General features: G+C 64.0%; 20 protein-coding genes. 13 read left to right on the top strand and 7 right to left on the bottom strand.

Annotated features, from left to right (window positions below; translation table 11 throughout):
- Positions 1-40 precede the first annotated feature (40 nt).
- From WG900_RS02805 to WG900_RS02795, 3 genes are all read right to left on the bottom strand, one after another.
- Positions 41-1,810, bottom strand: coding sequence for a CocE/NonD family hydrolase (locus WG900_RS02805; protein ID WP_339964514.1), 1,770 nt, complete (start codon positions 1,808-1,810; stop codon positions 41-43).
- Positions 1,810-4,557 carry a TonB-dependent receptor plug domain-containing protein gene (locus WG900_RS02800; protein ID WP_339964513.1) on the bottom strand — a complete coding sequence of 916 codons (2,748 nt, stop codon included), beginning with the start codon at positions 4,555-4,557 and terminating at the stop codon, positions 1,810-1,812. The genes WG900_RS02805 and WG900_RS02800 overlap by 1 nt, the downstream gene beginning before the upstream one ends.
- A 205-nt stretch (positions 4,558-4,762) precedes the next feature.
- The gene (locus WG900_RS02795; RefSeq protein WP_339964512.1) at positions 4,763-5,266 is read right to left on the bottom strand and encodes a MarR family winged helix-turn-helix transcriptional regulator; all 504 of its coding nucleotides are present in this window, start codon (positions 5,264-5,266) and stop codon (positions 4,763-4,765) included.
- Between the two features lie 139 nt (positions 5,267-5,405).
- Between WG900_RS02795 and WG900_RS02790 the strand changes: the two genes are divergently transcribed.
- The 8 genes from WG900_RS02790 to WG900_RS02755 are packed head-to-tail and all read left to right on the top strand — an operon-like array spanning position 5,406 to position 15,357.
- Positions 5,406-5,939 carry a TRAP transporter small permease subunit gene (locus WG900_RS02790; protein WP_339964510.1) on the top strand — a complete coding sequence of 178 codons (534 nt, stop codon included), beginning with the start codon at positions 5,406-5,408 and terminating at the stop codon, positions 5,937-5,939.
- Positions 5,936-7,243 carry a TRAP transporter large permease gene (locus WG900_RS02785; protein ID WP_339964508.1) on the top strand — a complete coding sequence of 436 codons (1,308 nt, stop codon included), beginning with the start codon at positions 5,936-5,938 and terminating at the stop codon, positions 7,241-7,243. Before WG900_RS02790 ends, WG900_RS02785 begins: the two co-directional genes overlap by 4 nt.
- A gap of 5 nt (positions 7,244-7,248) precedes the next feature.
- Complete coding sequence (dctP, locus tag WG900_RS02780) at positions 7,249-8,313, top strand: TRAP transporter substrate-binding protein DctP (protein ID WP_339964506.1); 1,065 nt, start codon at positions 7,249-7,251, stop codon at positions 8,311-8,313.
- The gene (locus tag WG900_RS02775; protein ID WP_339964504.1) at positions 8,310-9,560 is read left to right on the top strand and encodes a CaiB/BaiF CoA transferase family protein; all 1,251 of its coding nucleotides are present in this window, start codon (positions 8,310-8,312) and stop codon (positions 9,558-9,560) included. Before dctP ends, WG900_RS02775 begins: the two co-directional genes overlap by 4 nt.
- Positions 9,560-11,920 carry a 2-hydroxyacyl-CoA dehydratase family protein gene (locus tag WG900_RS02770; protein WP_339964502.1) on the top strand — a complete coding sequence of 787 codons (2,361 nt, stop codon included), beginning with the start codon at positions 9,560-9,562 and terminating at the stop codon, positions 11,918-11,920. The genes WG900_RS02775 and WG900_RS02770 overlap by 1 nt, the downstream gene beginning before the upstream one ends.
- On the top strand, positions 11,907-13,067 hold the full coding sequence (locus tag WG900_RS02765; RefSeq protein WP_339964500.1) for a CaiB/BaiF CoA transferase family protein: 1,161 nt from the start codon (positions 11,907-11,909) through the stop codon (positions 13,065-13,067). Before WG900_RS02770 ends, WG900_RS02765 begins: the two co-directional genes overlap by 14 nt.
- Positions 13,064-14,248: a CaiB/BaiF CoA transferase family protein gene (locus WG900_RS02760; RefSeq protein WP_339964498.1), complete on the top strand. Its 1,185-nt coding sequence runs from the start codon at positions 13,064-13,066 to the stop codon at positions 14,246-14,248. The genes WG900_RS02765 and WG900_RS02760 overlap by 4 nt, the downstream gene beginning before the upstream one ends.
- A complete protein-coding gene (locus WG900_RS02755; RefSeq protein WP_339964496.1) occupies positions 14,248-15,357 on the top strand; it encodes a CapA family protein in 1,110 nt (369 codons plus the stop codon). Before WG900_RS02760 ends, WG900_RS02755 begins: the two co-directional genes overlap by 1 nt.
- On the opposite strand, the gene rhaI is transcribed toward WG900_RS02755, so the two are convergent.
- Genes rhaI through WG900_RS02740 form a run of 3 tightly spaced genes read right to left on the bottom strand, consistent with a single transcriptional unit; the run spans position 15,354 to position 19,705 of the window.
- Positions 15,354-16,646 (bottom strand): L-rhamnose catabolism isomerase, encoded by a 1,293-nt coding sequence (rhaI, locus tag WG900_RS02750; RefSeq protein WP_339964494.1) that lies wholly within the window; start codon positions 16,644-16,646, stop codon positions 15,354-15,356. The genes WG900_RS02755 and rhaI overlap by 4 nt on opposite strands.
- Before the next feature lie 4 nt (positions 16,647-16,650).
- Entirely contained in the window at positions 16,651-17,574 is a 924-nt protein-coding gene (locus tag WG900_RS02745; RefSeq protein ID WP_339964492.1) for an alpha/beta hydrolase, read from the bottom strand.
- 19 nt (positions 17,575-17,593) lie between these two features.
- Positions 17,594-19,705 (bottom strand): bifunctional rhamnulose-1-phosphate aldolase/short-chain dehydrogenase, encoded by a 2,112-nt coding sequence (locus WG900_RS02740; protein WP_339964491.1) that lies wholly within the window; start codon positions 19,703-19,705, stop codon positions 17,594-17,596.
- Positions 19,706-19,832: 127 nt separating this feature from the next.
- On the opposite strand from WG900_RS02740, the gene WG900_RS02735 reads away from it, so the two are divergent.
- The 3 genes from WG900_RS02735 to WG900_RS02725 are packed head-to-tail and all read left to right on the top strand — an operon-like array spanning position 19,833 to position 23,288.
- On the top strand, positions 19,833-21,263 hold the full coding sequence (locus WG900_RS02735; RefSeq protein ID WP_339964490.1) for an FGGY-family carbohydrate kinase: 1,431 nt from the start codon (positions 19,833-19,835) through the stop codon (positions 21,261-21,263).
- Positions 21,260-22,507 carry an MFS transporter gene (locus tag WG900_RS02730; RefSeq protein WP_339964488.1) on the top strand — a complete coding sequence of 416 codons (1,248 nt, stop codon included), beginning with the start codon at positions 21,260-21,262 and terminating at the stop codon, positions 22,505-22,507. The genes WG900_RS02735 and WG900_RS02730 overlap by 4 nt, the downstream gene beginning before the upstream one ends.
- 7 nt (positions 22,508-22,514) lie before the next feature.
- Positions 22,515-23,288 carry a DeoR/GlpR family DNA-binding transcription regulator gene (locus tag WG900_RS02725; RefSeq protein WP_339964486.1) on the top strand — a complete coding sequence of 258 codons (774 nt, stop codon included), beginning with the start codon at positions 22,515-22,517 and terminating at the stop codon, positions 23,286-23,288.
- A gap of 5 nt (positions 23,289-23,293) precedes the next feature.
- On the opposite strand, the gene WG900_RS02720 is transcribed toward WG900_RS02725, so the two are convergent.
- A complete protein-coding gene (locus tag WG900_RS02720) occupies positions 23,294-24,007 on the bottom strand; it encodes a Crp/Fnr family transcriptional regulator (protein ID WP_339964484.1) in 714 nt (237 codons plus the stop codon).
- 178 nt (positions 24,008-24,185) lie between these two features.
- Between WG900_RS02720 and WG900_RS02715 the strand changes: the two genes are divergently transcribed.
- Positions 24,186-24,710, top strand: a complete 525-nt coding sequence (locus WG900_RS02715; RefSeq protein WP_339964482.1) for a response regulator — start codon at positions 24,186-24,188, stop codon at positions 24,708-24,710.
- An 82-nt stretch (positions 24,711-24,792) separates the two neighbouring features.
- On the top strand, positions 24,793-25,788 hold the full coding sequence (locus WG900_RS02710) for a DNA topoisomerase IB (RefSeq protein ID WP_339964480.1): 996 nt from the start codon (positions 24,793-24,795) through the stop codon (positions 25,786-25,788).
- Positions 25,789-25,804: the final 16 nt, after the last annotated feature.

The raw sequence follows: 25,804 nt of genomic DNA, 5'->3' as shown, positions 1-25,804 counted from the left end.
GCGGCAAGCGCTGCTGCCCAAGCTAAGGCGAGCGAACGCTTCACTTCGAAACGAGCGGCAGGCTTACCGAGGACGGGTGGTCGCGGTCGCTTATCAAGGTGATCCGCGCTGGCTGGGCCTGCGGATCGCGGGCGCGCTCACGGTGATCGGAGCCAGTAAAGGTGAACTGGATCCTGTGTCCCTTGGCGAAGGTGTAAGAGGTCGGCATGAAATCGAACTGGAGCCTCACAGGCACGCCCGGTGTCAGCGGCGCGGCATCTTCGGCAAAGGCGCGGTGCCACGGGATTCCAGGCAGGCTCCACGGCGCGGTGGCCAGTTTGCGCAGGCTTGCTTTCAAGCGGCCCTCGGTCACGATCTTTATCTTGCCGTCCGGGGCAATGTCTTCAAGATAGACGAACAGGTTGGCATCGGGGGTGTCGGCGGCGATCCACAGATCTGCAAGGCCATGGCCGGTAACCTCGACTGGCCGTGGCAGTGGCTTGCCGGCCAGCGAGAGCCCTTGTCCTGGCTGGTGGCACGGCTGCACGCGTGAGCCTGAGAGTGCTTCGGGACAGGGCTTGACGGTGTAATCGACCGAAAATGCAGTCGAGAAAGGAGCGGTGAAGACCTTGTCCTGCACAAGTCCTTTGGCGCTGAGGCCGAACGGCACGAGCCTGCTCTGCGGCAGCGGCCACTGGCCCGCGCGGCGCCATTCGCCCTTGGAGCCGTTCGCGCCGACGACGAAGTAGTGGATCGGCGGATCACGATCGATGCCGGTATCGATGCCTTTCAGGTGGCGGTCGAAGAAGCGGTGCGCCTCCTGCACCAGCGCGAAATCCTCGTTCTCGCAGTGCAGCCAGTCGCCAATGACGATCCGCGCGCCCGGGATGTTCATCCGCGCAATGAGGCCTTGATCGCGCAGTTCATCGCGCCAGCCGCCAACGATGTAGAGCGGCACCTTGCCTTGCAGGATCTGCGGCTTGTAGCTGGACGCGCTGCCCTCGAACCAGAACGTGCTTTGCAGCTGGGGCGAGAAGCTGTCGCGATAGGGAAGCGCGTTCCACACGTCGAACAGCCGCACGCCGCGCTGGTGTTCTTCGGCCGCCTGGCGCAGCAGCACCTTGCCTTCGTCGCCCGCGACCGGCGGCACGGCCATGTCCTGCTCGACCGTGCGGGTGGGACCTGTGCCCCACTGCGCGAAAATGCCGCCGCGCCGCATGGCATCGTACTTGTTCCACGAAAAGCAGCCGGCAAAGACCGCGGCAAGATGCGGCGCATTGACCGTCATCGCATGCATCGCCGCATCGCCAGTGTTCGAGCAGCCGTACTGCCCGACCTTGCCGCTCGACCACGACTGGGTCCCGAGCCATTCGATCAGTTCATAGGCGTCATGCGCCTCGTTACGGTCATGATAACCACGCATCGTGCCGAACGACTGGCCATTGCCGCGCCGCGCGACCTGCACCACGACATAGCCGTGATCGGTGAGCCCCGGCATCGAACTGAAGCCGCCCTTGCGCGGGCCCACGCCGTCGCCGTCCTGCTGGGTCGAGCTGAGCGAGTGATGCCAGATCACCGGGAAACGGCCCTCTGCCGCCTTGCCTCCAACCGCCGGCCGCGCGACCAGCACCGCGAGCCGGGTGCCATCGCGCATGGGCAGGTAGAACGTTTCGGTGACTTGCTCGGTAAACTGTTTCGGCGGGGCATATTGCCCGAAGGCCGAAGCGGTGGAGGCCGGCGCTGTTGCCGGTGCTGGCCCCTCCGTCTGCGCCCCTGCTCCTGCCCCCGCCGGGACCATGGCGAGCAACAGGGCAAGGAGCGCAGGACGCATCAGAACTTGGTCCGCAGCGAGACCGAAACGATGCGACCAATCGGGCTGGCCACCGTCGGATCGAAGCCGCCGCCGCCGTTGTTGCTCGGCGCAAGATCGGCGAACGGCGGATCCTTGTCGAACAGGTTGGTGACGTTGACGCCCAGCTGGAAGCGCTTGGTCACGCCCAGCATCTCGCCAAAGTCGTACGAGGCCGAAAGGTCCACAGTGGTGCTCGAAGCGATCTTCGGCTTCAGGGTCGAGAAGGTGTTGTTGTAGCCGTTCGTGTAGTTGGCATAGAGGTTGAAGTTGAACGGCCCGTGATCGAGCATCAGCGCCGCGCGGGCGCGGAATTTCAGCGGATAATCGATGTTGTTGAGCTGCTCGAGGATAGTGCCGCCCGGAGTCAGAGCGACCTTGTACGAGAAGAACCGGCTGCCGCGCACCGATGCGCGCAGCGTGGTGTCCGCGCCCAGTTCGAACGGCACGACCAAGCCGAAGTCGATGCCCTTGGCGAGTGTCAGACCGAGGTTGTTCGTCCGGCCATCGACAAAGGCACGGTTACCTGCCGCCAATGCATCGGCGACCGAACGGCCGTTGGCGATGTTGATACCGTTGTTGAGCTGGGTCTGGACCGCCGCCTGACCAGCGGTGCCGCGCGTGATAATCGAAGAGAACAGCGATTCCTGGCGCAGCAGGTTGAGGTTCGACAGGTAGGAAACGATCTGCCCTTCGTATTTGAGATCGAAGTAATTGATCGAAAGCTGGGCGCCGGGCAGGAACGACGGATTGTATTCGAAACCGAACGACCACGTGCGCGCGGTTTCCGGCTTGAGACCCAGGTTGCCGCCCGACAGGGCGATGCCCTCGACCGTAGCCCCGGCACCGCCATTGGCGGTGGGATCGAAATAGTTCTGCAGGAACAGCTGGCTGCCACCGGCGCTCACCAAATTGGTCAGGAGCGGCGCGCGGAAGCTTTCGCCATAGCTGGCATGGATCTTCAGGTCCTCGACCGGCGACCAGTTGATGCCGAACTTCGGGTTTTTGGTCGAACCGACATCACTGTAATGATCGATGCGGCCGGCGATGTTGATATCGAGGCTGTGGAAGCCCGGAGTGGCATTTTCTTCGCCGAAGACCGGGATCAGCAATTCGGCATAGGCCGAGCTGACGTTACGGCTCAGCTTCTGATCGGTGCCGGTCTGTGCCCCCTTGCGGCCACGGACCTGGCCGGTGCGCAGCTGGGTCTTCTGCAATTCGACGCCGAAAGCCACCTTAATGTCACCACCCGGAAGGGTGAACAGCGAACCGTCCAGCTTGGCGCCGGCGTCCATGAACTTCGTCCTGCCGTCAGTGTCAGTCAGGTTGTCGAACACCGAGGCGATCGTCGCCGCGCTGTTGCCGCCGGCGGTGCCGAACGGGTTAAGCGCGGTGGCCGGATCGTTGCTCCGCAGCGCCGCCGCCAGGTTCGCCGCATCGGTGCCGCCGCCTACGGAAAACACGTGGTCATGATTGTAACCGCCGGTGACATAGGCGTTCATGTTCCACTTGGGCGACAAGGCAATGTCGACGCCGCCGGTGATCTGATAAACTTCTGAAGTGATTTTGCTGGTCCCGTTCGGGCCATAGATATTGGCAAAATTGAGCTGGACGGTTTCGCAGCGTACAGTCGAAGCCACCCCGGCACTCGCCGGGCAAGTCGCGAGCGTCGCGCCGGCAGGCGACACGAAGAAGGGGTTCGTGTTGGGCACAACCACGTTTGCGCTACCAGTGGCCGAACGGCGGAAGCCATCGCGCCGGGAATAGAGCCCGGTCACGAAGAAATTTGCTCCCTCACCCAGCTCCTGATCAAACGTCAGTACGCCGCCGTTGATTTCCTGCTGCGGCAAGATGTCGGTGGTCTTCAGGCTGTCGCAGCGATTGACCGTGCCGGCAACCAGATTGGTCGACGTCGCACCACCCGCCGGGATGGCATAGGTCGTGCCGCCAAGCGAAATTGTGCCGGGGGCGCACTGACCAACCGTGCGATAATCCGCACCGCCAAAAGGCCGCAGGTCGGCAACGTAGAAATCGCGGTCAGCGCCTGAAAGCGCGCTGCGATAGGTGTGCTGCCCGGAAAGCGTGAAGTGGCCGGTATCCCATTCCATGCCAATGATCGCATTGGCCGTGAACTCGTTGTAACCGTCGGCCCAGCCGTACTGAACGTCGGCGCCGATACCGTCGTACTTACGGCGCAGGATCAGGTTGGCGACGCCGGCGACGGCATCGGAACCATAAACCGCCGAGGCACCGTCCGCGATGATTTCAATGCGTTCCAGCGCAATCGCCGGAATGTTGCCTGGATCGACCGAGGCACCAAGCGTGCCCTGGCCAACGGCCCGGCGACCGTCGATCAGCGTCAGGGTTGCAAATGGCCCGAGGCCGCGGATGTTGATCGAGTTGCCATAGACGATATTGCCCGCGCCGCCCGATTGGTTGCGCGCAGAATCAGTAACGCCGAAATTGAATATCTGCGGCACTTCACGAACCAACTGTGTGGTCGTCGTCGAAACCGAAGCGTCGATATCGCCGCGTCCGACCTGAATCAGCGAAGAGCCGACCGGTGCTTCGCCGCGAATCGACGTGCCGGTGACGACGATTTCCTCGTCCGCCTTCGCTTCATCGGCTGCATTGTCCGCCGACTGGGCAAAAGCAACGCTCGGCGCGATCAGCGCGAGAGCCATGATGCATGTCGACGTGCCGAACCTGGTTTTACCTGAGATCCTCATATCATCCTCCCGCTTGAAAGCGCTTTCTTACCAAATTGCCGAGAGGACCGATCGGGCACCTGAACCTGCGGTGCGCTAGCAATCCTCTCACCATCTTCCGGATTGAAGTCGCGCTATCTGCGCGCCGACCACCGGCTTGCTCTTGTGAATTTCAAAATTAGTGGAATTAGTCAACTATTCTTTATCTGGACGGTTATCTTTTTCCTCACCCCTCATCACGCATGCAGGCCGCATACATCCGGTCGAGCAGTTCGCTGAGCAGGTGCAGTTCGGCCGGCGACAGCTGGTGAAGCACGGCATCCTCGGTCTTGCCGACGATGGTGAAAAGCTCGTCGAGATGGGCCTTGCCCTCATCGGTGATGAACAGTTCATGCCGCCGGCGATCTTCCTTCGATCGTTCGCGCACGGCCCAGCCGAACTTCTCCAGCTCGTCGACGATGGTGACGGTGACCGACTTGTCGAGCCCCACTTCGCGCGACAATTCGCTCTGCGAGATGCCGGGATTGGCTTCGATGATGCCCAGCGAGGAGAACAGGCCCGAGCGCAAGCCCTTGGCCGAAGTGGCCGCGGCGAAATCACGCGAGAGCTGGTTCTGCACGCGGCGCAAGCGGAAGCCGACGAAATCACCGAGCCGCCCCAAGCTGACCCGTCCGGTGTCGGGCATCTGACGCGAGGCGGAGCCGCGCGCGGCAGTGCTGTGTGTCTTCATCGCTTTTACCTCAATAGTTGACAGAGCAGATGATTGAAATAATCTACCGTCTCGACTTGTGCCCTAATAGACGATTCGGACAGACACCTGTCAACCGTCGCCGTATGAACGGGAAGCGCAGGCTGGGGAGTGGACTGAAATGGACCTTAGCGATGCGGCGGATGGCGGCGCCAGCGATATCGGCACGGCCGAACCGTCGAAGCCCGACAGCAAGCTCGCCCGGGTGGCCTTTGCGGTTGGCGGAGGGGGCCTGATTGGCGCGACGCTTTCGGACGCAATTGCGGTCACCGGCCGGCATGCCGGGTTCAACCTGCTCGGCTCGATCGAACTGGTTCAGGCGGCGGTGGTCCTGCTGGCAACCTCGGCCATGCTGATCGCCACGATCACGGACAACCACGCCTCGGTCCACATGCTGACCAGCCGGCTTTCGAGCGAACGGGCGCGGATGATGGCGCGGGTGGCGGCATTTGTCAGCGGCGTGACGTTCCTCGTCATCCTTGCCGGTTCAGCCTGGATTTCCGCCGAAATGTGGAACGCGCACGAACAATCTGAACTGCTCCACATTCCCTTCCGCTGGCTGCGGCTGCTGTGGCTCGTCGTCGCGCTGCTGATCGCCTGGCAGTTCTTCAAACGCGCCTTCGCTTCCACTCCCCGCGAAGGAGAAAAGGCGTGATCACGACCGAACTCATCGGCATTTTCGGCATTGTCCTGCTGCTGGCACTGTTGGCGGGCGGCGTGCCGATCGGCATCGGCCTGCTCGTCGTTGGTCTTGGCGGGCTGGCCGTCCTGATTTCGCCCGAGGCGGCGCTGATCAAGGGCGGCGTGGTCTCGTTCGAGATCCTCTCCAAATATGAACTTGGCGTCCTGCCGCTGTTCCTGCTGATGGCGCATATCTGCTTCGCCGCCGGGGCGAGCCGGGACTTTTTCGACGTTGCCGCCAAGTTCGTCGGCCATCGGCGCGGTGGGCTGGCGCTTGCTTCAATCGGCGGCTGCGCGGGCTTCGGCGCGATCAGCGGATCGAGCCTTGCCACGGTCGCGACGATCAGTTCGGTTGCGCTCCCCGAGATGCGCAAGGCCGGCTATCATCCGGGCTTTGCTTCGGGGGCACTGGCCGCCGGCGGCACACTGGGATCGCTTATCCCGCCATCGGGCGCGCTCATCGTCTTCGGCATCATCGCCGAACAATCGATCGGCAAGCTGTTCGCCGCCGCCGTGGTGCCCGGCCTCAGCCAGGCAGTGTTCTACCTCATCACCATCGTCATCCTCTGCGCGATCAAGCCTGAACTCGGACCGGCGACGGCGCGGGTTCCTTGGCGTGAGCGCCTGCCTGCCCTGCGCAAGGTGATCGACATCTTCGCGCTGATCTTCTTCGTCATCGGCGGCATGATGATCGGCTGGTTCACCCCGACCGAGGCGGCATCGGTTGGCGTGGTTGTATCGCTGGTGCTGCTCGCCATTCGCGGCGGGTTCAAGCTGCCAGCGATCACCAGAGCGCTCAAGGACACACTGCGGACCACCGGCATGATCTATGTCGTGATCATCGGCGCGCTGGTCTTCGCAGCCTTCGTCGGCGTGTCGGGCATAACCGAAGCGCTTTCGGCACTTGTCACCGACCTCCACGCCAGCCCGCTGCTCGCCATCGTAGTCATGGCTCTGGTGCTGCTGCTGCTCGGCTCGTTCCTTGACGGGGTCGCGCTGATGCTGCTGACAACGCCGATCTTCCTGCCGATTGCGGAACAGCTTGGCTATAGTCCGATCTGGTTCGGCATCTTCCTGGTCCGCACCATGGAGATCGGCTTTGTCCATCCGCCTCTGGGGCTCAACATCTATGTCATTCAGGGTCTGGCCAAGGACCTGTCGCTCGGCACGATCTTCCGGGGGGTGATCCCCTTCCTCGTCGCCGATTTCATCCACCTCGGCGTGATCATCGCCGTTCCCGCGCTGACCTTGTGGTTGCCGGGCATCGTTGCAGGATGAAGCCGATGCGCCAGATCCTCACCCTCCTGCTCTGCCTCGCTCTCGCCGCCTGCGGCAAGCCTGCGCCCGTGGCCGAGCATGTCATCAGCTATGCCTCGCCCTATCCGCCGGGTCATCCGTTCAGCAAAGCGGATATCGAGTGGATGAAGCATGTCGAAACCGCGAGCGGCGGGCGCATCGCCTTCAAGACCTACTGGTCAGGCGCCCTGCTCAGTTCGGACATGAGCATGACCGAGATCCGCCACGATCTTGCCAATATCGGCCTGATCACCCCGATCTATTCGCGCGGCGGCGCGCATATGCTGCGCGCCCAGTCAGGCTTTTACGGCGGCATCCAGACGATCGAGGACCAGGTCGCGGTCTATGACTGCCTCAATGCGAAATTCCCCGAATTCGGCCGCGAACTCGAAGGCCTTGTCGTCCTCGCCGCGCAGGGCGGCAACTTCCCCGGCGTGATGACGCGCCACAAGCCGATCCGCACCCTCGCCGATTTCAAGGGCCTGCGCCTGCGCGCGCAAAGCGACGCCATCGACGTGCTGCGCGCGCTCGGTGCCGATCCGGTCAACATGCCGATGGGCGAGGTTTACTCCGCGCTGGCCAAGGGTGTGATCGACGGCGTGGTTGCGCCCGCCGACACGATCAAGAGCCTGCACTTCTCGGAAGTCGCGCACCACTTCACCGCGCTGCGTTTCAGCCGCGGCGCCTATCCCGCGCGCGCCATGTCGAAGCGGGCGTTTGACCGGCTGCCCGCAGACCTGCAGGCGCTGCTGCTGGCGTCGAAGCCGGTCTGGGAAAAGGCGCTTAACGGCCAGATAAGCCGCGCCGACAAGGCAGGCCTACAATTCGCCACTACGCACAAGGTGGAGATCATCCCCTTCCCGCAAGCCGAGCAGACCAAGCTTGACACGCTCTATAACCATTTTGCCATCGATCAGGCCAAGCGGCTTTCCGTTTTCGGCATCGATGGCATGCCCGTTTTCGAAGAGGCGCAGCGCCTCATCGCCGCCGGCAGTAAGCCCTGCCCCGCCTCGCCCATTGGAGACAATCGGCCTATTGGAGATACAAAGTGAGTAACGGCAGCGATCTGATGCACCGCCCGCTTGAAGGACTTGTCGTTATCGACCTGACCCGCGCGCTGGCCGGCCCCTATGCCACGATGCTCCTCGCCGGACTTGGCGCCCAGGTGATCAAGGTGGAAGAGCCCAAGGGCGGCGACCTTGCCCGCGAAAACAGCCCTTACGTGGGCCGCGACGGCATTCAGGTAGTGCGCAGGCACGACGACGACATCTCGATCAGCCACCTGACCCGCGCGCGCGGCAAGTACGGCGTGTCGCTCGATCTCAAGACGCCCGAAGGCCGCGCGGTCTATTTCGACCTTGTCGCCAAGGCCGACATCGTGGTGGAGAATTTCACCGCCGGAACCGCTGACCGCCTCGGCGTCGGTTACCAAGCCTGCAAGGCAGTGAACCCGCGCGTTGTCTTTGCCTCGCTGTCCGGCTTTGGCGCCACCGACCACGATGGCAAGGCGATGGACGTGATCATCCAGGCGCTGTCGGGTGCCATGTACACCAGCGGCGAACCCGGCCACCCGCCGGTGCGCATTGGCGTTCCGATGGCCGATATGCTGGCCCCTGTCTTCACCGTCATCGGCATCCTTGCCGCCATCGAGCAGCGCCACAAGACCGGCACCGGCCAGCATGTCGACGTATCGATGCTGGGCGCGCTGACGTCGTTCGTCGCGATCGAGAACTGGTCCGCCATGGCCGCCGCCGGAATGCCGGCGCGCACCGGACTGACCGTGCAGCGTCTCTCCCCCTTCGGCGTGTTTGAATGCGCTGATGGCTATGTTGCGGTGGTCGCTGTTCACGAGCCGCTGGCGCGCGGGCTGTTCGCCGCCATGGGCCAGCCCGAACTGGGGGAAGACCCGCGCTTTTGCAGCCGCGATGTGCGCGTGGCCAATGCCACTGAACTGGAAGCGACGATCAATGAATGGTCGCGCAAATTGCCACTGGTCGAGGTTGTTCGCGCGCTTGAGGCGCAGAACGTGCCCGTGGCCCCGGTCCGCCATCCCGAAGACGCGCTGGTCGATCCGCGGGTGGTCGCCCGTCAGGAAACGATGGCGGTCAAGCACCCGCTTTACCGTTCCAGCATAGACCTGCGCACTGCCGGCATTCCGATCCAGTTTTCCGGCGCGACGACCGGCTTCGACGATGCGCTCCCGGTTGCCATCGGCGAGCACAACGAGGCGATCTTCCGCGACCTGCTCGGCTATGACGAAGACCGCATCGCCGCGCTGAAAGCCGCCGGCGCGATCTGATGATCGACAGCCTGCGCCGCGCCACCACCAATCCCGAAGGCGAAGTCGCGCGAGCGCTTGCCGAAGGTCGGCGCCCGATCCGTACGTTGGGCTACGATGCCCCGCGCGCGCACCTGATCGCGGCGGGTTTTCAGCCCGTGCGCCTCGTTGCGCCAAGGCTTGAGGCGACCCCGCGCGCGGATGCCATCATGGGCGCGGCCGAAATGGGCCCGCGCGGGCGGCGTTTGCTCGAAGCGCTGCTTGGTCCCGCACATCCTGACGTGCCGGTGTTGATCACCCAGGCTGATGCCGACCAGCCGCAGATATTCGCCGCCCTGCGCGAGCTTGGCCGACTGGGTGAGGCGGTGCCGCACCATGTCCATTTCTGCGACCTGCTGCACATCGATCGGCCCGCTTCGGCGGCCTACAACGAAGCGCGCCTTGCCCAGTTGCACGACTGGCTGGCCGGTCTTCGCGGGTCGGCTGTAGATGCCGGTTCGCTCGCCGCTGCCCGCGAAAAGCTGGAGCGCATCGAGGGTCTGCTTGGCGAACTGGAAGGCGCCATCCCGGCCAGTGAGCACCTCGAATTGGTCGCCGCCTGCGCAATCCTACCGGTGGATGAAAGCCTTGCCGCGCTCGAAGCGGCACTGGCAGTACCGACTGAAGCGGTCGCCCCCGCAGGCCCCAGAGTGTTCCTTTGCGGCACCGCGCATGAGGGCGCGGAATTGTACCGCGCGATCGAGGAGGCAGGCGCAACCATCATCGGTGCCGATCACGGCTGGGCCAGTCTCCACGCCGCGCCGGCCCGGGTTTCTTCGCCGTTTGCGGTCGCCGAAGGCATCGCCCAGCGCGTCCGCAACCTCTCGCCCGACCTCGTCCTGCACATTGCCATCGACGGCGATGAGGCCGCGCCATGGGACATCGCCGCCATTCGCGCCGCCCTTCCCGTTGGCCAGCGCTTCGCCGCGCTGCGCTGTGGTTCGATCCCTGACGCCGCAGTTCGCGCGGGCATTTCGGCAGCGCTGGCTGGTGACGAAGTTCAGCCCGCCAGCGCCCCGCCGCCAGCGCCGCCTGCCAAGCCGAAGCCCCGCTCCGAACAAGGCCGCAGCCGCAAATCGCTGACCTCCACGGCAGACGTCAACGCCTATCAGCGCGACTGGTTCGCCCGGGTGCGCGAGGAAGTATCCGCCGGATCGCCCTTCGCCGTGGTCAATGCCAATGCCCCGCAGGAAATCCTGCGCGCGATGGACGTGCCTTTCGTGGTCAACCAGTGGTGGGCCTCAATCGTCGCCGCCAAACAGCAATCGCGCCACTATCAAAGCCTGCTGCGCGCGCATGACTATCCCGCCGATGTCGAGGCCTATTCGGCGCAAGGTCTGGCCGCCGTATTCGATGACGATGCAGACAACGCCCCCTGGGGCGGCCTGCCGCGACCGGACTTCGTCCACGCCGTCGCCTCGTCCGATCCCACTCTCAAGATCTTCGAGCATTGGGGCAATGAAGCCGGCGCACAGAGCTTCGTCTATGAACGCACGATCGACCCGCGCCCGGATCTCTATTCGGACTGGTGGGTGCAGCTTCCCGGTAATTGGGAGCAGGCTGTCGAAGCCGAGCGCGTCGATCTGATGGTTGCGGAAATGCGCGAGGTTATCGCCGCTATCGAGGAGAAGACCGAACGCACATTTTCGATGGAGCGCCTGCGAGAGGTCATGGAGCTCGTCAACGAGCAGGAGGATTACTACCGCCAGACCCGCGACCTCGTCGCCCGCACCGTGCCTGCGCCGATCAGCGTGGTCGATTCGATGCCCGCGACGATGATCCCGCAGTGGCAGCGCGGCACGCCATGGGCGCGCGATGCGGCCAAGGCGTTCTACGAAGAAGTCAAGGCGCGCGCCGATGCCGGCCTTGCAGCTTGCCCCAATGAGCGCGTGCGGCTGATGTGGGTCGGACGCGGGTTATGGAGCGAGATGGGCTTCTACCAGAAGTGGGAAGAGAGCCACGGCGCGGTCTTCGTCTGGTCGATGTACCTCGCTCTGGCGGCAGACGGCTATGTCCGCGACATTTCCGGCGACCGCGATCCTTTGCGCGCGCTCGCCAGCCGCGTGGTCTGCATGGGCGATGAACTGCGTATGCCCACCTGGGCCGGGCCGTGGTACGTCCACGAGGCGGACACCCACGCGGTCGACGCCGTGGTCGCCTTGCAGGACGCCGATCCCTTCGTGGTTCGGGCCTTGCGCGCAGCGGGCTATCCGGTGCTTGAACTCACCGCCGACAATTTCAATCGCGATGGCGAGGACGGCGCGGCGATCGAAGCGGCGATCACCGCGTTTATCGAAGGCCCCGCATCTGCCCGGGCGGAGGCGCGACATGTCGGCACTTGAAGGCCTCAAGATCGTCGATTTCTCGCGCTTCCTGCCGGGCGCCTATGCCAGCTGGATCGCCGCCGACATGGGCGCGGAGGTCATCCGCATCGAACACCCGCGCGAGATCGCCAAGCAGGAAGCGATGCTTGGCGCGCAATCCGCCCGCGCCCGCGCTCGCCCCAGCTACACACGCAGCAAGCGCAGCCTGAAGATCAACCCCGGTGCCGCTGCCGCACGCCCGGTGCTCGAAAAGCTGATCGCCGCGGCCGACATTCTGATCGAGGATTACCGCCCCGGCGTGATGGCCGGCATGGGCCTCGGTTATGACGCAATGGCCGCACTTAACCCGCGCCTGATATATCTTTCGGTGAGTTTCGCCGGGCAGACCGGGCCGCTTGCGGGACAGGCAGGTCACGATCCGCTGGCTCTGGCGCTCGCCGGAACGCTGGGGCGGCTTAACGGCCTGCCGGTGCCTTCGCTCCCCGGCCTTCAGGTGGCCGACGTGCTCACCGGTGCCCATGCGACTATCGCCATGCTGGTGGCGCTGCAGGCCCGCGAGCGCAGCGGGAAAAGCGCTCATGTCGATGTCGCCATGTCCGACGCCTCGATGCCACTTCTGCTCGTCGGCATGGGGCGCGAGGACGATCTGGAGCGCTTGCCCCCGCTCGGCCAGTGGCACCCCAAGGGCGGCGTTTGGCTGTGCCAGGACGGCGGCTATCTCTGCACAACCGACATGGAGCCGGCTTATTGGGCGCGGTTCTGCGCGGCGATGGGCAAGCCGGAATTCGCCGCGCTCCAGCACACCATTGCCGAACAGCCGCGCATGCACGCCGAGCTTGCCGCTCTGTTCCTCACCCGCCCGCGCGGCGAATGGCACGCGCTGCTGACCGAGGCCGGAACGCAGGCCATGCCGGTCTATTCCCCCGCCGAAGCGCTCGCCCATCCGCACAACCGCGCGCGCGGCATGGTGCTGGAGGTGCCGGTGGATGGACAGGAACCGGTGACGCAGCTTGGCCTGCCTTTCGCGATTTCCGGCACTGCTCTGACCGCCCCGAAGGCCGCTGGCGCAGCCGGTGCGGACAATGCCGCGATCCTTGCGGAACTGGGCTTTGACAAGGCAGACCTCGCCGCCCGGGGCGCCTTTTCCACGGAGCGCGAAGCATGAAGCCGCTTGCCGGAATTCGGTTGCTCGATTTCACCCACGCCATCGCCGGGCCGACCTGCACCCAGATGTTGCAACAATTGGGCGCGGAAGTGATCAAGGTCGAACCGCCGGAAAAGGGCGACGATTTCCGTCACTATACCGAACACGCGGGCCTGCCCGGCATGAGCGTTCCCTTCGCCTCGGCCAATGCCGGCAAACGGTCGGTAACGCTCAACCTCAAGAGCGAGGACGGCCGCAAGATCGCTCGCGATCTCGCCGCGCGCGCCGATGTTCTCGTTGAGAATTACCGCCCGGGAGTGATCGCGCGGCTCGGGCTCGGCTGGGAGGAACTGCAGACGGCAAACCCGCGCCTGATCATGCTCTCGCTCAGCGGCTTCGGGCAGAGCGGCCCCCTGCGCGACTGGGGTGCCTACGATCACATCGCGCAGGCTGTGTCAGGCATGGCGATCATGAACGGCACCGATGCCGGCCCGTTCAAGATCGGCCTGCCGGTGGTCGATTGCTTCACCGGATATCTGGGCGTGATCTCGGTGCTTTCCGCCTTGCGCGAACGCGACGCGAGCGGTTTCGGCAAGCGCATCGACGTCGCCATGCTCGACGCCGCGCTCAAGATCATGGGTAGCGCGGCCAGTGTCTGGTCCTTCACCGGAGTTGCCCCGAAAGGCACCGGCAACCGCGGCTTCCGATTGGTGGCGACCGCGGAATACTATGCCTGCGCCGATGGCTGGATTGCGCTGGGTGCCAACCACCAGCACCAGATAGAAGTCCTGTTCCGCGTGTTCGGGCGCGAGGATATGCTGGCAGATTCGCGCTTTGCCACCCATGCCGCGCGGGTGGAGAACTATGCAGCGCTCAAGGGCTGGCTGACCGAGTTCCTGCTGGAGCAGTCTGCCGCCGAACTCGAAACAGCGCTCACCACTGCCGGCGTGCCTGCCGCCATGCTGCGCGATGTCGGCGAGATCATGCAACACCCGCACATGGCCGCGCGCGGACTGGTACAGCAGGCGTCATTGCCGGGGACCGACAGGTTGCTCGACGTCCTCGGACCGGGCTTCGCGGTCGATCACGAAGCGGTGCCGGACCATGTCCCAGCGCTTGGCGAACATACCGACGCGGTGCTGGGCGAACTCGGCTATGATGCCCCGGCCATCGCGGCGCTGCGCGCAGCAAAGGCCATCTGATGGCGGCCGACGAAATCCTGCTGCTCGGCGACCTGATCCTCGACGTACCCGAACCCGATCACTGGCTGTCGGGCATTGCGCCAATCCTGCGCAGCGTGGACCTCGTCATCGGCCACCTTGAGGTGCCCTATACCACCAGTCAGGAGGAAATGCCGGGCGACGTCCCCGCCCCCGGAGCCAATCCTTTGCACCTCGATGCAATGGCGCGGGCTGGCATTGGCGCGGTCTCGATGGCGGGCAATCACATGATGGACTGCGGCGTGCCGGGTCTCGCCGAAACCATCGCGGGCCTGGATCGCAACGCCATCGCCCATGCCGGCGCGGGCATGTCGCTGAGCGAGGCGCGCCGGCCGGCCATACTGACTGTCGGCAATCGCAAGCTGGCCCTGCTCAGCTATAACTGCGTCGGGCCGGAGCTGTGCTGGGCCGGCGAGGACAGGCCCGGCTGCGCCTATGTCAATGTGCTCGCTACCGACGGCGGGCCGAGCCGGCCGCAGGCAACCCTGCGCGACATCGATCCGGCTTCCCTTGCCGCGATGGAGGCCGATATCGCCGCGGCCCGCCTGGCTGCCGATGGCGTGATCGTCGCGCTGCACAAGGGCGTCACGCATAGCCCGGCAACGCTTGCCGCCTACGAGCGCCCGCTGGCACAAGCCGCGATCCGCGCCGGGGCAGATGCCGTTGCCGGCCATCATGCCCATGTGGCGCAGGGTATCGAAATTTTCGAAGGGAAGCCGATCTTCCACGGTCTCGGCAACGGATGCGTCGTCACCCATGCGCTGGCACCGGCTCAAGATCACCCGGCGCGTGCGGAATGGGCGCAGCGGCGCAAGACCATGTTCGGGTTCGAACCCGACCCCGCCTACCCGCTCGCGCCGTTCCATCCGCAGGCGGTCAACGGCATGATCGGGCGGCTGCTGTGGCATGCGGACGGGCGCATAGAAGCGGGGCTGATCCCGATCTGGTTCGAACCCCCGGGCCGCCCGGTTCCGGCTGGCGACAAGGCAGGTGAGATCGCCCGATACCACCTGACCAGCGGCGCGACTGCGCGCTTGCCCAGCCTCTCCGCGATGGACGATGGCCGGGCCTACATGCTCTCCCCGCTTTAAACGATCCCCGCGCCCAGCCCTACAGCCTTGCGTTCCTGCGCCTTGCGGTCGCGCCACTTGGACTCGCGGTAGACCGCCAATACGTCGATCGCCCCGCCGGCCTCGACGCGGGCCTTGGCAACGATCGGAGCGACATCGACGTTGTAGGCGCGGCGCAGGGCCTGAAACGCCATCATAGTGTCGTTGCTTTCCTGCGCGCCGTGGAGCGCAGCGCGGTCAACCAGGCTGGCCTTGGCATAGCATTGGGTGATGGCTTCGGCGGAGGACAGCATCGATTCAATCGGGTCGGTCACGTTGTGCGACTGGTCGATCATGTAGCTGGGGTTGAAGCCGTCCCGAGGATTGAGTTCCGCCTCAATCAGTTCGTTGAACACGAGGAACAGCTGGTGCGGGTTGATCGATCCGGAATCGAGATCGTCGTCGCCGTACTTGCTGTCGTTGAAGTGGAAACCGCCCAGCTTGCCGAAGCGGTGAAGGCGCGCGACGATCTGTTCGATGTTCACGTTGGGCGCATGGTGGCCGAGATCGACGAGGCACTTGGCCTTGGGGCCGAGTTCCTGCGCGGCGAGGATCGAGCTTCCCCAGTCGGAAATCACCGTGGAATAGAACGCTGGCTCGAACATCTTGTGTTCGAGCAGCATCCGCCAATCGTGCGGCAGGGCGGCGTAGATCTCGCCCGCTGCATCAAGATAGCGGTCAAGGCTGCGGGCGAAGTCCTGCTGGCCAGGGAAATTGGTGCCATCGCCGACCCAGACGGTCAGATCCGTCGAGCCGAGCTGCTTGCCAATCTCGATACATTCGATGTTGTGTTCGACTGCCTGTGCTCGCGCGCCGGCATCCTGCGAGGACAGCGAGCCGTTGGCATAGGTGTGGGCCTGCCCGACCTGATCCTGGAACGTGTTCGAATTTACCGCATCCCAGCCGAGGCCCAGCTCCGCGGCTTCCTCACGCAGGGCGGCAAAGTCGCTGACCTTGTCCCACGGAAAGTGCGGCGACACGCGCGGCGTAACGCGGGAGAGCTGGTTGATCACCGCGCAGTCCTCCAGCTTTTCGTGGATGTTGGTCGGTTCACCCGCAATCGGGAACTTGGCAAAGCGCGTCCCCCCGCGCCCAGCGCCCCAGCTGGGCACGGCAACCGAGAAGCCGGCCACGCGGTCCTTGATTGCATCGATATCAATGCCGGTGCGCGACAGCTTGCGACCAAGCGCGGCATAGTCCTCGTCCAGCGCCGCCATGTCGCGGGAATTGGCTTCGGCAATCAGGTCAGCGGAAAGCGGGAGGCTGGTCATGGGATCACTTCTTTGTGGGCGTGAGGAACGTGTTCATCGCAAGCCAGGTGACGAACTGATTGAGCATCATGGCATGAGTCGTGCCCGGCTGCCCAAGGCCGAAGCCGTGGTTGCCCGACTGGTATGCGTGGGTTTCCACCGGCCGTTTGGCTGCGTGCCAGGCGGCGGCAATCGGGAAGCCCTTCGATGGAAAAAGCATGTCATCCATTGCGATCGCATTGAACAGCGGCGGTGCATCGGCCGGCACTGGCTCGGCATCCTGCGGACCATAGATATAGCCGACGAAATTGGGCCGACCGGCCGGATCACCATCGAGCGCAGCGCGGCGCGCGGTCATGGCGCCGGCGGAGAAACCGATGATGCCGACGCGCGCCGGATCGATCTTCCACTTCGCCGCATTGGCGCGGACCATGGCGAAGGCGGCACGGGCATCCTCGGGGGCCTTGGTCCGCTTGATCAGCTCACCCTCCATGGGCTTGCCCACTTCCTTCATCATCTGCTGGCCGACAAAGCGCATGGCCTCGGCATTGTCGTTCGGCGTTTCGATGAGGCGGTACTTGAGGACGAAGGCGGCAATCCCGCGATCCGCAAGCGCCTTGGCAACAGCCCAGCCTTCTTTCTCCATCGACAGCATCATGAAGGCACCGCCGGGCGCGACGATCACTGCCGCGCCATTGCCCTTTCCTGGCTTTGGCAGAAACGGCGTGAGAGTTGGGCGCGAGACATTGCGCACGCCCATGCTCGACCAGACCTCGGTAGCGGCAGACCCGGGAGTCTTGTCGCCATAAAGCGGGATAGCGCCGGGTTCAGCAGGCGCAGCCATCGGCGTGGGTATTGGCATACCTTGGGGCATGCCAGCCGGCTGCGCGGCCAGCGGCTGCACGGTCATGGCCAGTACGGCCAAAACGGCGAACGTCTTCTTCATCATATGCCTCTCCCGCGGCATCCTAGCGAGTGAATGCCTGCGCATTTCCTGCATCGACGTTGATCATGTTACCAGTCGATTTGCTCGATAGCTCGCTAGCGAGCCAATAGGTGGCCTCAGCAATGTCTTCGGGCAGGACATCGCGCTTCAGCATCGAACGGTTGCGGTAGTGCTCTTCGAGTTCCGCGCCCGGATCGATCTTGTTGTTGGCCGCGCGTTCCTTGCGCCAGTCGCCGTCCCAGATCTTGCTGCCTTTTATGACGGCATCGGGGTTGACCACGTTGACGCGGATACCCTCGGGCGCGCCTTCCAGCGCGAGGCAGCGCGCAAGATGGTTCGCCGCCGCCTTGGCCGAGGCATAGGCCGAAGCCCCGCTCGCCGCAGCAACGGCGTTCTTCGAACCGATGAACACCACCGAAGTGCCGCCCTGCGCCTTCATTGCTTTCAGCAGCGGCCAGGCGTGCTTGGCGGTGAGGAAATAGCCCTGAGCGAGGACATCGAAATTGCGGTCCCACAATTCGACCGTGGTTTCCTCGATCGGCGCGGAAGAAGCGATGCCGGCGTTGGCCACCAGAACGTCGAGACCGCCGAATTCGCGGGCGCAGAGATCGAAGGTAGCCTTGACCTGAGCCTCGTCAGTGACGTCGCAAGTTGCGGCGCGGACGACGTCCTTGCCGAACTGGGCGGCAAAGCCGTTGCAGACCTCTTGCACTGCGCCCGCATCGCGGTCGGCGAGCATTACGCAGGCGCCTTCGCGCAGCAGCCGCGCCGCGGTCGCCGCGCCGATGCCGCCGGCCCCGCCGGTAACCAGCGCGATCTTGCCGACCATCGGGTTGGGTGCGGGCATCCGCTGCAGCTTGGCTTCCTCAAGCAACCAGTATTCGATGTCGAAGGCTTCCTGCTCGTCGAGGGCTATGTAATCACCGATGGCTTCGGCGCCGCGCATCACGTTGATCGCATTGCCGTAAAACTCTCCGGCAAGTCGCGCCGTGGTCTTGTCTGTGGCTAAAGTCATGCGGCCAAGGCCGGGAACCAGCACCACGACCGGGTTGGCATCGCGCATCGCGGGTGAGTTCGGGCGCTTGCAGCGGTCGTAGTAAGCGGCGTACATCGCGCGGTAATCGGCAATTTTTTCCGCAAGATAAGCGTCATCACGCAAGCGCGCGGGATCAAGTGTCAGCGGCGCGATCTTGGTGCGCAGGAAGTGATCCGGGCAGCTTGTGCCAAGGCCGGCGAGCCGTTCGAATTCGACCGAACCGGTGAATTCCAGCGCCTCGGCATCGTCAGACCAGTGGCCCAGCTTGCGGCGAGCGCCGGTCATCAGCCCGCGCAGGCGCGGCATCAGATCTGCAACAATTGCGGCGCGGTCGGCGTCGGGCGCAGTTACCTGGCCGCCGAAAGCGGGACCGGCAGCGAGCTTGGCGTTAAGGTAATTCGCGGCATCGGCGATCAGCTCGACCGTGTGTTCGTAACAGGCCTTGGCGCTGTCCCCCCAGCAGATGATCCCGTGGCCGGCGAGCATGACACCCTCGACGCCGGGGTTCGCGGTAACGTAATCGCGCAGCATTGCGCCGAGCGTGTAGCCGGGGCGCTTCCACGGCAGCCAGCCGATCTTTCCGCCCCAGATTTCCTGCGTGGCAGCCTCGCCGCCCGAGCTTGCGGCAAGCGCGATGATCGCGTCGGGGTGGACGTGATCGACATGGGCAAAGGGCAGCAGCGAATGCAGCGGCGTGTCGATGCTCGCAGCGCGGCCGTTCAGGTTGAACGTGCAGTGCGGCAGATAGCCGACCATCTTGTCGTCATCGTCCGGGCCGGAATAGTGCGCTTCAAGACCGAGCAACTTGTCCTGATAGAGCGTGGCAAAGCCATCGAGCTTCATCGAGCCGATGTCGCCGCCTGATCCCTTGACCCACAGAACTTCGATCGCCGCGCCGCTGAGCGGATCGGTCTCGACGATCTTCGCCGAGGTGTTGCCGCCGCCGAAATTGGTCACGGTCAGGTCGCTGCCAAGCAGGTTCGAGCGATAGAGCAGCAGCTCCGCTTCGCTCAGCTTCGCGGCTACCGAGTCGTCCCAACGGCTGGATGGAACGGCGAACGGCAGGGCAGTGGCGGAAATTTGGGTGTGGGCGTTCATGACGATCCTCTCCAACCCTTACGGGCGGGTATTGGCGGTTGACTCGGCTTGGCGATCCTGTAGCAATTTAACTGGAAAAGATCAAACATGATCGTTATTGATTGTTTGAATCGTTCGGGAGGGGGCATTGGCCCAAGGTGCTTACATCGTCGTCGACTTCGGCAAGACGCTCAGCAAGGTGTCCCTGTGGACGCGCGACGGATGCTGCCTTGAACGCCTGACGCGCGCCAACCAACCGCAAGCTGCGACCCCCTATATTCCGCTCGATACCGCGGCGAATAGCGCGTGGTTGCTTGAGGCACTGGCGACATTTGCCGCGCACCCGGTAGAGGCGATCATCCCGGTTTCGCACGGCGCAGCGGTCGCCGGGATCAGGGACGGCGCACTCGCTTTCCCTTGCATCGATTACGAATGGGACATGCCTGCCGACCGCATGGCGGCCTACCGCGCCCAGCGCGACAGCTTCGCGCTGACCGGCTCTCCCGCCCTGCCCGCCGGTCTGAATTTCGGCGCGCAGCTGCATTATCTTGACGCCGCCGGCGCGCTCGATGGCGTGACGCTGATGCCTTACGCGCAATACTGGGCATGGTTGCTGACCGGCGTGGCGGTGAGCGAAGTTACCAGCCTTGGATGCCATTCCGACCTTTGGAACCCATCGACAAGCGATTTCTCGCATATGGCCAAGACGCGCGGCTGGGCCCAGAAATTTGCTCCCCTTGTCCGCGCCGGCGACACGGTCGGCATCCTCCGCCCGGAAATCGCGCAGCATACCGGCCTGCCCGTCAATACGAGGGTCCTTGCCGGCCTGCACGATTCCAACGCCGCCTTGCTCGCCGCGCGCGGCTTTGCCGAGATTGCTGACAATGAGGCGACCGTCCTGTCCACCGGAACATGGTTCATTGCCATGCGGCTGGCCGGCGAAGTGGTGGACAGCGCCAGCCTGCCCGAAGCGCGCGATTGCCTGGTCAATGTCGATGCATATGGCCGCCCGGTGCCCTCCGCCCGCTTCATGGGCGGGCGCGAGATCGAGACGCTGATCGAGATCGACACCCGCCGCGTCGACGTCAAGCCAGACCAGCCCGCACTCCTCGCCGCGGTGGACAAGGTGGTGAGCGATGGCGCGATGGTGCTGCCGTCGCTTGCGCCGGGTAATGGCCCCTTCCCCCGCATCGAAGCGCGCTGGCTGAACCGGCCGGAATGCTGGTTCGAACGCCGTGCCGCCGCCTGCCTTTATGCCGCGCTGGTGGCCAGCACCTCGCTTGACCTGATCGGATCGAAGGACCGCTTGCTGGTTGAGGGCCGCTTTGCCGAGGCGGAGGTTTTCGTGCGCGCGCTTGCCTCGCTGCGTCCGGGAACGCGGGTCTACACCGCAAATGCGCATAACGACGTATCGTTCGGCGCGCTGCGGCTGATCGATCCGGCGCTGCGCCCGCAAGGCGAACTGGTGCCGGTCACGCCGCTGGGCACCGACCTTACCCAATACCGCGCGCAGTGGTGCGCCGCCATCGAACACGGCGCTGCCCCGGCAGACGCAATTACACAGGGAGAGACTGCATGAGCACGGCCACTTCGGGTCAAGGCAGCTGGCGGGACACGATCCTGGCCGGTCTGGCGAATTATATCGATGCCGGCTCGATTGTCGCCGGATCGGTGGCGCTGGCGCTGTGGAAGGACATCTACGGCCTGTCAGACAATTTCATCGGCCTGATCGCCGCCTTCAGCGCAAACGCCATTTCGGCCGGTATCGGCGCCTTTATCGGCGGCTGGCTGTGCGACAAGTTCGGCCGCAAGAAGATCTACCAGTACGACATGCTGTTCTACGCCTTCGGCATGCTGTTCCTGATCTTCGCCAGCTCGGCGTGGATGATCATCGCCGGCTTCCTTCTGGTCGGCTTGGCGGTGGGCGCGGATATTCCCGCCAGTTGGTCGCTGATCGCCGAACAGGCACCCGATACCAAGCGCGGCGCCCATTCCGGCGTGGCGCAGGTGCTGTGGTATCTCGGCCCGGTCGTGGTCCTGCTCGCGGCCTATTTCCTCAAGCCTTTCGGCATCGACGGTGTGCGCTGGCTATTCATCCACCTCGCAGTGCTGGCACTGGCGCTCACATTCCTGCGCAGCCGCATGAAGGAATCGCAGCGCTGGGAAGAGAGCCAGGCGGCCAAGGGCGATGCCCCGTCTGGCATCGACTGGCGTGAACTATTCAGTCCGCGCTACGTCAAATCGATGCTCTACCTAATCTGCATGTACGGGCTGTGGAACCTGTGGGCCGGCTACAACGGCTTCTTCACACCCTACCTTATCGAGCAGAACAACCTGCCCGAATGGGCGGCTACCGTGGTTCCGGCGAGCTACTTCGGCATCGGCATCGTCTCGATCCTGACGATCTTCATGACCCTGTCCGACAAGGTCAGCCAGCGCACGATGTTCGGCATTTCGGCGCTGATGCACGTGGTCGGCATGGCGTTGCTGGCGGTGCTGCCCTTCACACTGCCGGTGGTCATCGTCCACATCGTCATCATGGGTATTGCCGGCGGCTTCGGCGCGCAGAGCTTTTTCCAGCTGTGGAGCGCCGAACTTTTCCCCACCGCGATTCGGTCAACCGCGCAGGGCGTGACCTTTGCCGTGGTGCGTATCGGGCTTGGCATCTGGAGCCTTGCCGTGCCCGCCCTCGCCTCGGCAGATTTCCACACGCTGGCGTGGATTCTCACCGGTTTCCTGGTTGCTTCGGGGCTGATCGGGTATATCTGGGCGCCCAGCAATCAGGGCAAGTCGCTCGAGCAGCTGGAGGCCGAACGGGGGTAACCACACGATGCACGCAGAGGAGCGCGAGCGACTCATCCTCGATATCATGCAGCCGGCGGGCTTCGTCAGCTACCGTGATCTCGAAGCGCGGCTCGACGCCAGCCCGGCGACCATCCGGCGTGACCTGACGCGGCTGGAAAACGCCGGGCGCATCACCCGCGTGCATGGCGGGGCGAAGCTTTCCGAAAGCGACGAGGCATCGACTCGCCTGATCGGCACGCCGTTCGACAAGTCGATAACCCTGCATCTTGCCGCCAAGCAGGCAATCGGCAAGGCAGCGGCGGCGCTCGTGCAGCCGGGCGAAGGGATCATGGTAGATGGCGGCACGACCACGCTGCAGATGGTCCCGCACCTTGCTGGTCTCGACTGCCAGGTGCTGACCAACTCGCTCTACATTGTCAACGCGCTGCTCCCCCAGCCGGGCACGCGTATCCTGCTGCCTTCAGGCACGGTGTTCCGCGAACAGAACATCATCCTTGCCGCAGCGGGCGAGGAATCGATGCCGCGCTTCCACGCACCAAAGCTGTTCATGGGCGCTGCCGCCGTGGGGCCGCAGGGGATCATGCAGGCCGACGTCGTGCTGGTCGCCGCTGAGCGCCGGTTGATCGACCGGGCGGAAGAGGTCATCCTGATGGTCGACAGTTCAAAGTTCTCGTCGCAATCAGGCACGATCGTGTGCGGGCTGGAAGAAATCGATACGATCATCACCGACGCCCTTCCGGATGGCTTCGCCACCGTGCTCGAAAAGGCCGGCGTTCGCGTGATCATCGCCGGCGCCTGAGCGGATCATGGCTCCGGATAGACCCCGGCCAGCACTTCGTTGAAGTGCCGCTTGACGGATTCGTTGCAGTCACAGGCCATCCCCTGCATCGCTTCCAGATCGACCACGGTCAACTGCCGCCAGCCGGTCTGGACCATGCCATCATCCTTGAAACGCGAGATAACGCGGGTGATGTAGCTGCGCCCTACTCCCAACATGTCCGCCAGCTGGTCCTGCGTGATACGCAATGATCGGCTGCCGGTGCGTTCATAAGTGGCAACAATCCATTTGGCCGCGCGCTGATCGATATTGTGGGCGGCATTGCAGGCGACTGACTGGAACACCTGCGCCATCAGGCAATCGGCATAACGGGCAAACAGGTGACGCACCGTTTCCGATCGGCCCTTCAGCTCCTCGAGCACTTCTGACCGGATGGTCATGAAAGTGCCGCCGGTCTGCACGGTGCAGCGTGAATAGCTGGGCAACCGTCCCTGGCTGACAATCCCGCCCATCGCACCCTCGCGGCCGATCAGCGCGGTCTCAACACCCTTGCCCTCGGGAAGCTCGACCAGATAGGCCGCCATCGCCGGGCCGCAGGGGAAATAGACCGTCTGGACAAAGTCCCCAGGCCGATAAAGCGTCGACCCCGCCTCGATCTGGACCGCGTTGAGATAGGGCTCGACGATGTCGTAATCCTGTCGCCGCAGCGCCCGCAGGAGATTGTTTTCGTTACCGTGCATCATGATTCCCGTTCGGCAGAATACCTGCCTCAACGCACGGCAGCCGCGTCGGTTCCGTTCCATTGTATACTAGTGGGCTGATTACTTCGGGAGGACTGCCTAGTAGAGCACAATTGCGTTCGGTACCTCATTTCAGAAGGCCTGCTGTGCTCTTATGCGACCGAACGTTGTCCTCAAAATGAAAGCAAAATTGCTTCGCGCGTTGGCATCGACGCGCAAGAGCAGTGTTACGATCATGGACGGGCCGCAAAATCCCGTTGCCCCGATCTGCGGTCTCGCTACGGCAGAGGCAGAAGGCGAGTCCCGCAAGGGCGGTAGGGAGAACAGGGCCGTGCTTCACGGAGACGTATTGATCGTTGAGGACATGATGATCATCGCCATGGAAGCGGAGGACATCTTGCGCGATGCCGGTGCTGCGGAGTGCCACGTAGCATCGTCCGTCGCCACCGCTCTGGAGCTCCTTGATCACAAGGACCTGTCCTTCGCGCTGCTCGACGTGAACCTGGGCATCGAGGTTTCCGAGCCGGTTGCGGAGCGGCTGCTTGAACGCAGCATACCTTTCGTTGTCGCCAGCGGATATGGCGATAACAACAGCGCCTATCCGGCGCTCAGTTCGGCGCCATCGATCACCAAGCCCTATACCATGGAACAATTGCACACCGCGATTGCCTCAGCCTTCGCCAAGGCCGGGCGCGGCGACTGACACAGCAATCCGCAAATGATGGCGGAACCAAACCGCCACCGGCACCGTTATCCGCACACCAGTTCAGTAAGCGGTGCCAGTGATGAAGCTTATCTACGTCAGCGATGATTTGCCGGGCATCGGCCGCAAGCAGGTACGCGGAAAATGGGCCTATTTCGCTGCCGACGGAACACGGATTACTCACCGTGACGAGATAACCCGGCTCAATGCCATCGCCCTGCCCCCGGCCTATATCGATGCGTGGTTTGCGCCTGCTGCCAACGCCCATATCCTGGCCACCGGGATCGATGCCCGCGGACGCAAGCAATACCGCTATCACCCCGATTTCCGCAGCCAGCGGGATGCCCGCAAATTTGATGGTTGCGCCTGCTTTGCCCGGCTGCTGCCGCTGATCCGCGAGAGGGTGGAGGCTGACCTGCAAGCCCCTGTAATCAGCCGCGAACGGGCGATCGCCTCGATCGTGCGTCTGCTCGATACCGGCGGCATCCGCGTGGGCAACGAGGCCTATGCCAAAGCCAACAAGAGCTTCGGGGCGACAACGCTGCGGATGCGCCACGCCAAAGTCGTCGGCAATACCCTGCACCTGACCTTTCGCGCCAAGAGCGGCAAACAATGTGCAATGCGTGTGTCTGACAGAGGCCTCGCCCGCTTTGTGCGCGCCATGCAGGACCTGCCCGGCCAGCGCCTGTTCCAGTATGTCGACGAGCACGGCGAAACCGTCCCCATCGCCTCGACCGACGTCAACGATTACATCCGCGAGACGATGGGCGGCGAATTCACGGCCAAGGATTTTCGCACCTGGGCAGCCTCTGCGGTCGCCTTCGAAACGGTGCATTCGGCCGGTTCGAACGTGCCCAAGCTGGCCGTACTGGAGGCCGTCGCCGACCAATTGGGCAACACGCCGGCGATCGCCCGCAAGTCCTATGTCCACCCGGCGATCCTGGCGGCGCTGGACGACCAGTCGGTGATCCGCTCGTTGCGCCTGCCGCGGGCAACGCGCTGGCTATCGCGCTACGAGCGCGGACTCATCGATTTCCTTGAAGACCAGCCGGGCTCGCGCGAACTGCTCTGCGCCTGATGGCCTAGCGTGTCCG

Origin of the sequence: Novosphingobium aquae, assembly GCF_037572715.1 — a bacterium.
Classification (GTDB): domain Bacteria; phylum Pseudomonadota; class Alphaproteobacteria; order Sphingomonadales; family Sphingomonadaceae; genus Novosphingobium; species Novosphingobium aquae.
This window is presented reverse-complemented; position numbering and strand designations above follow the sequence as displayed.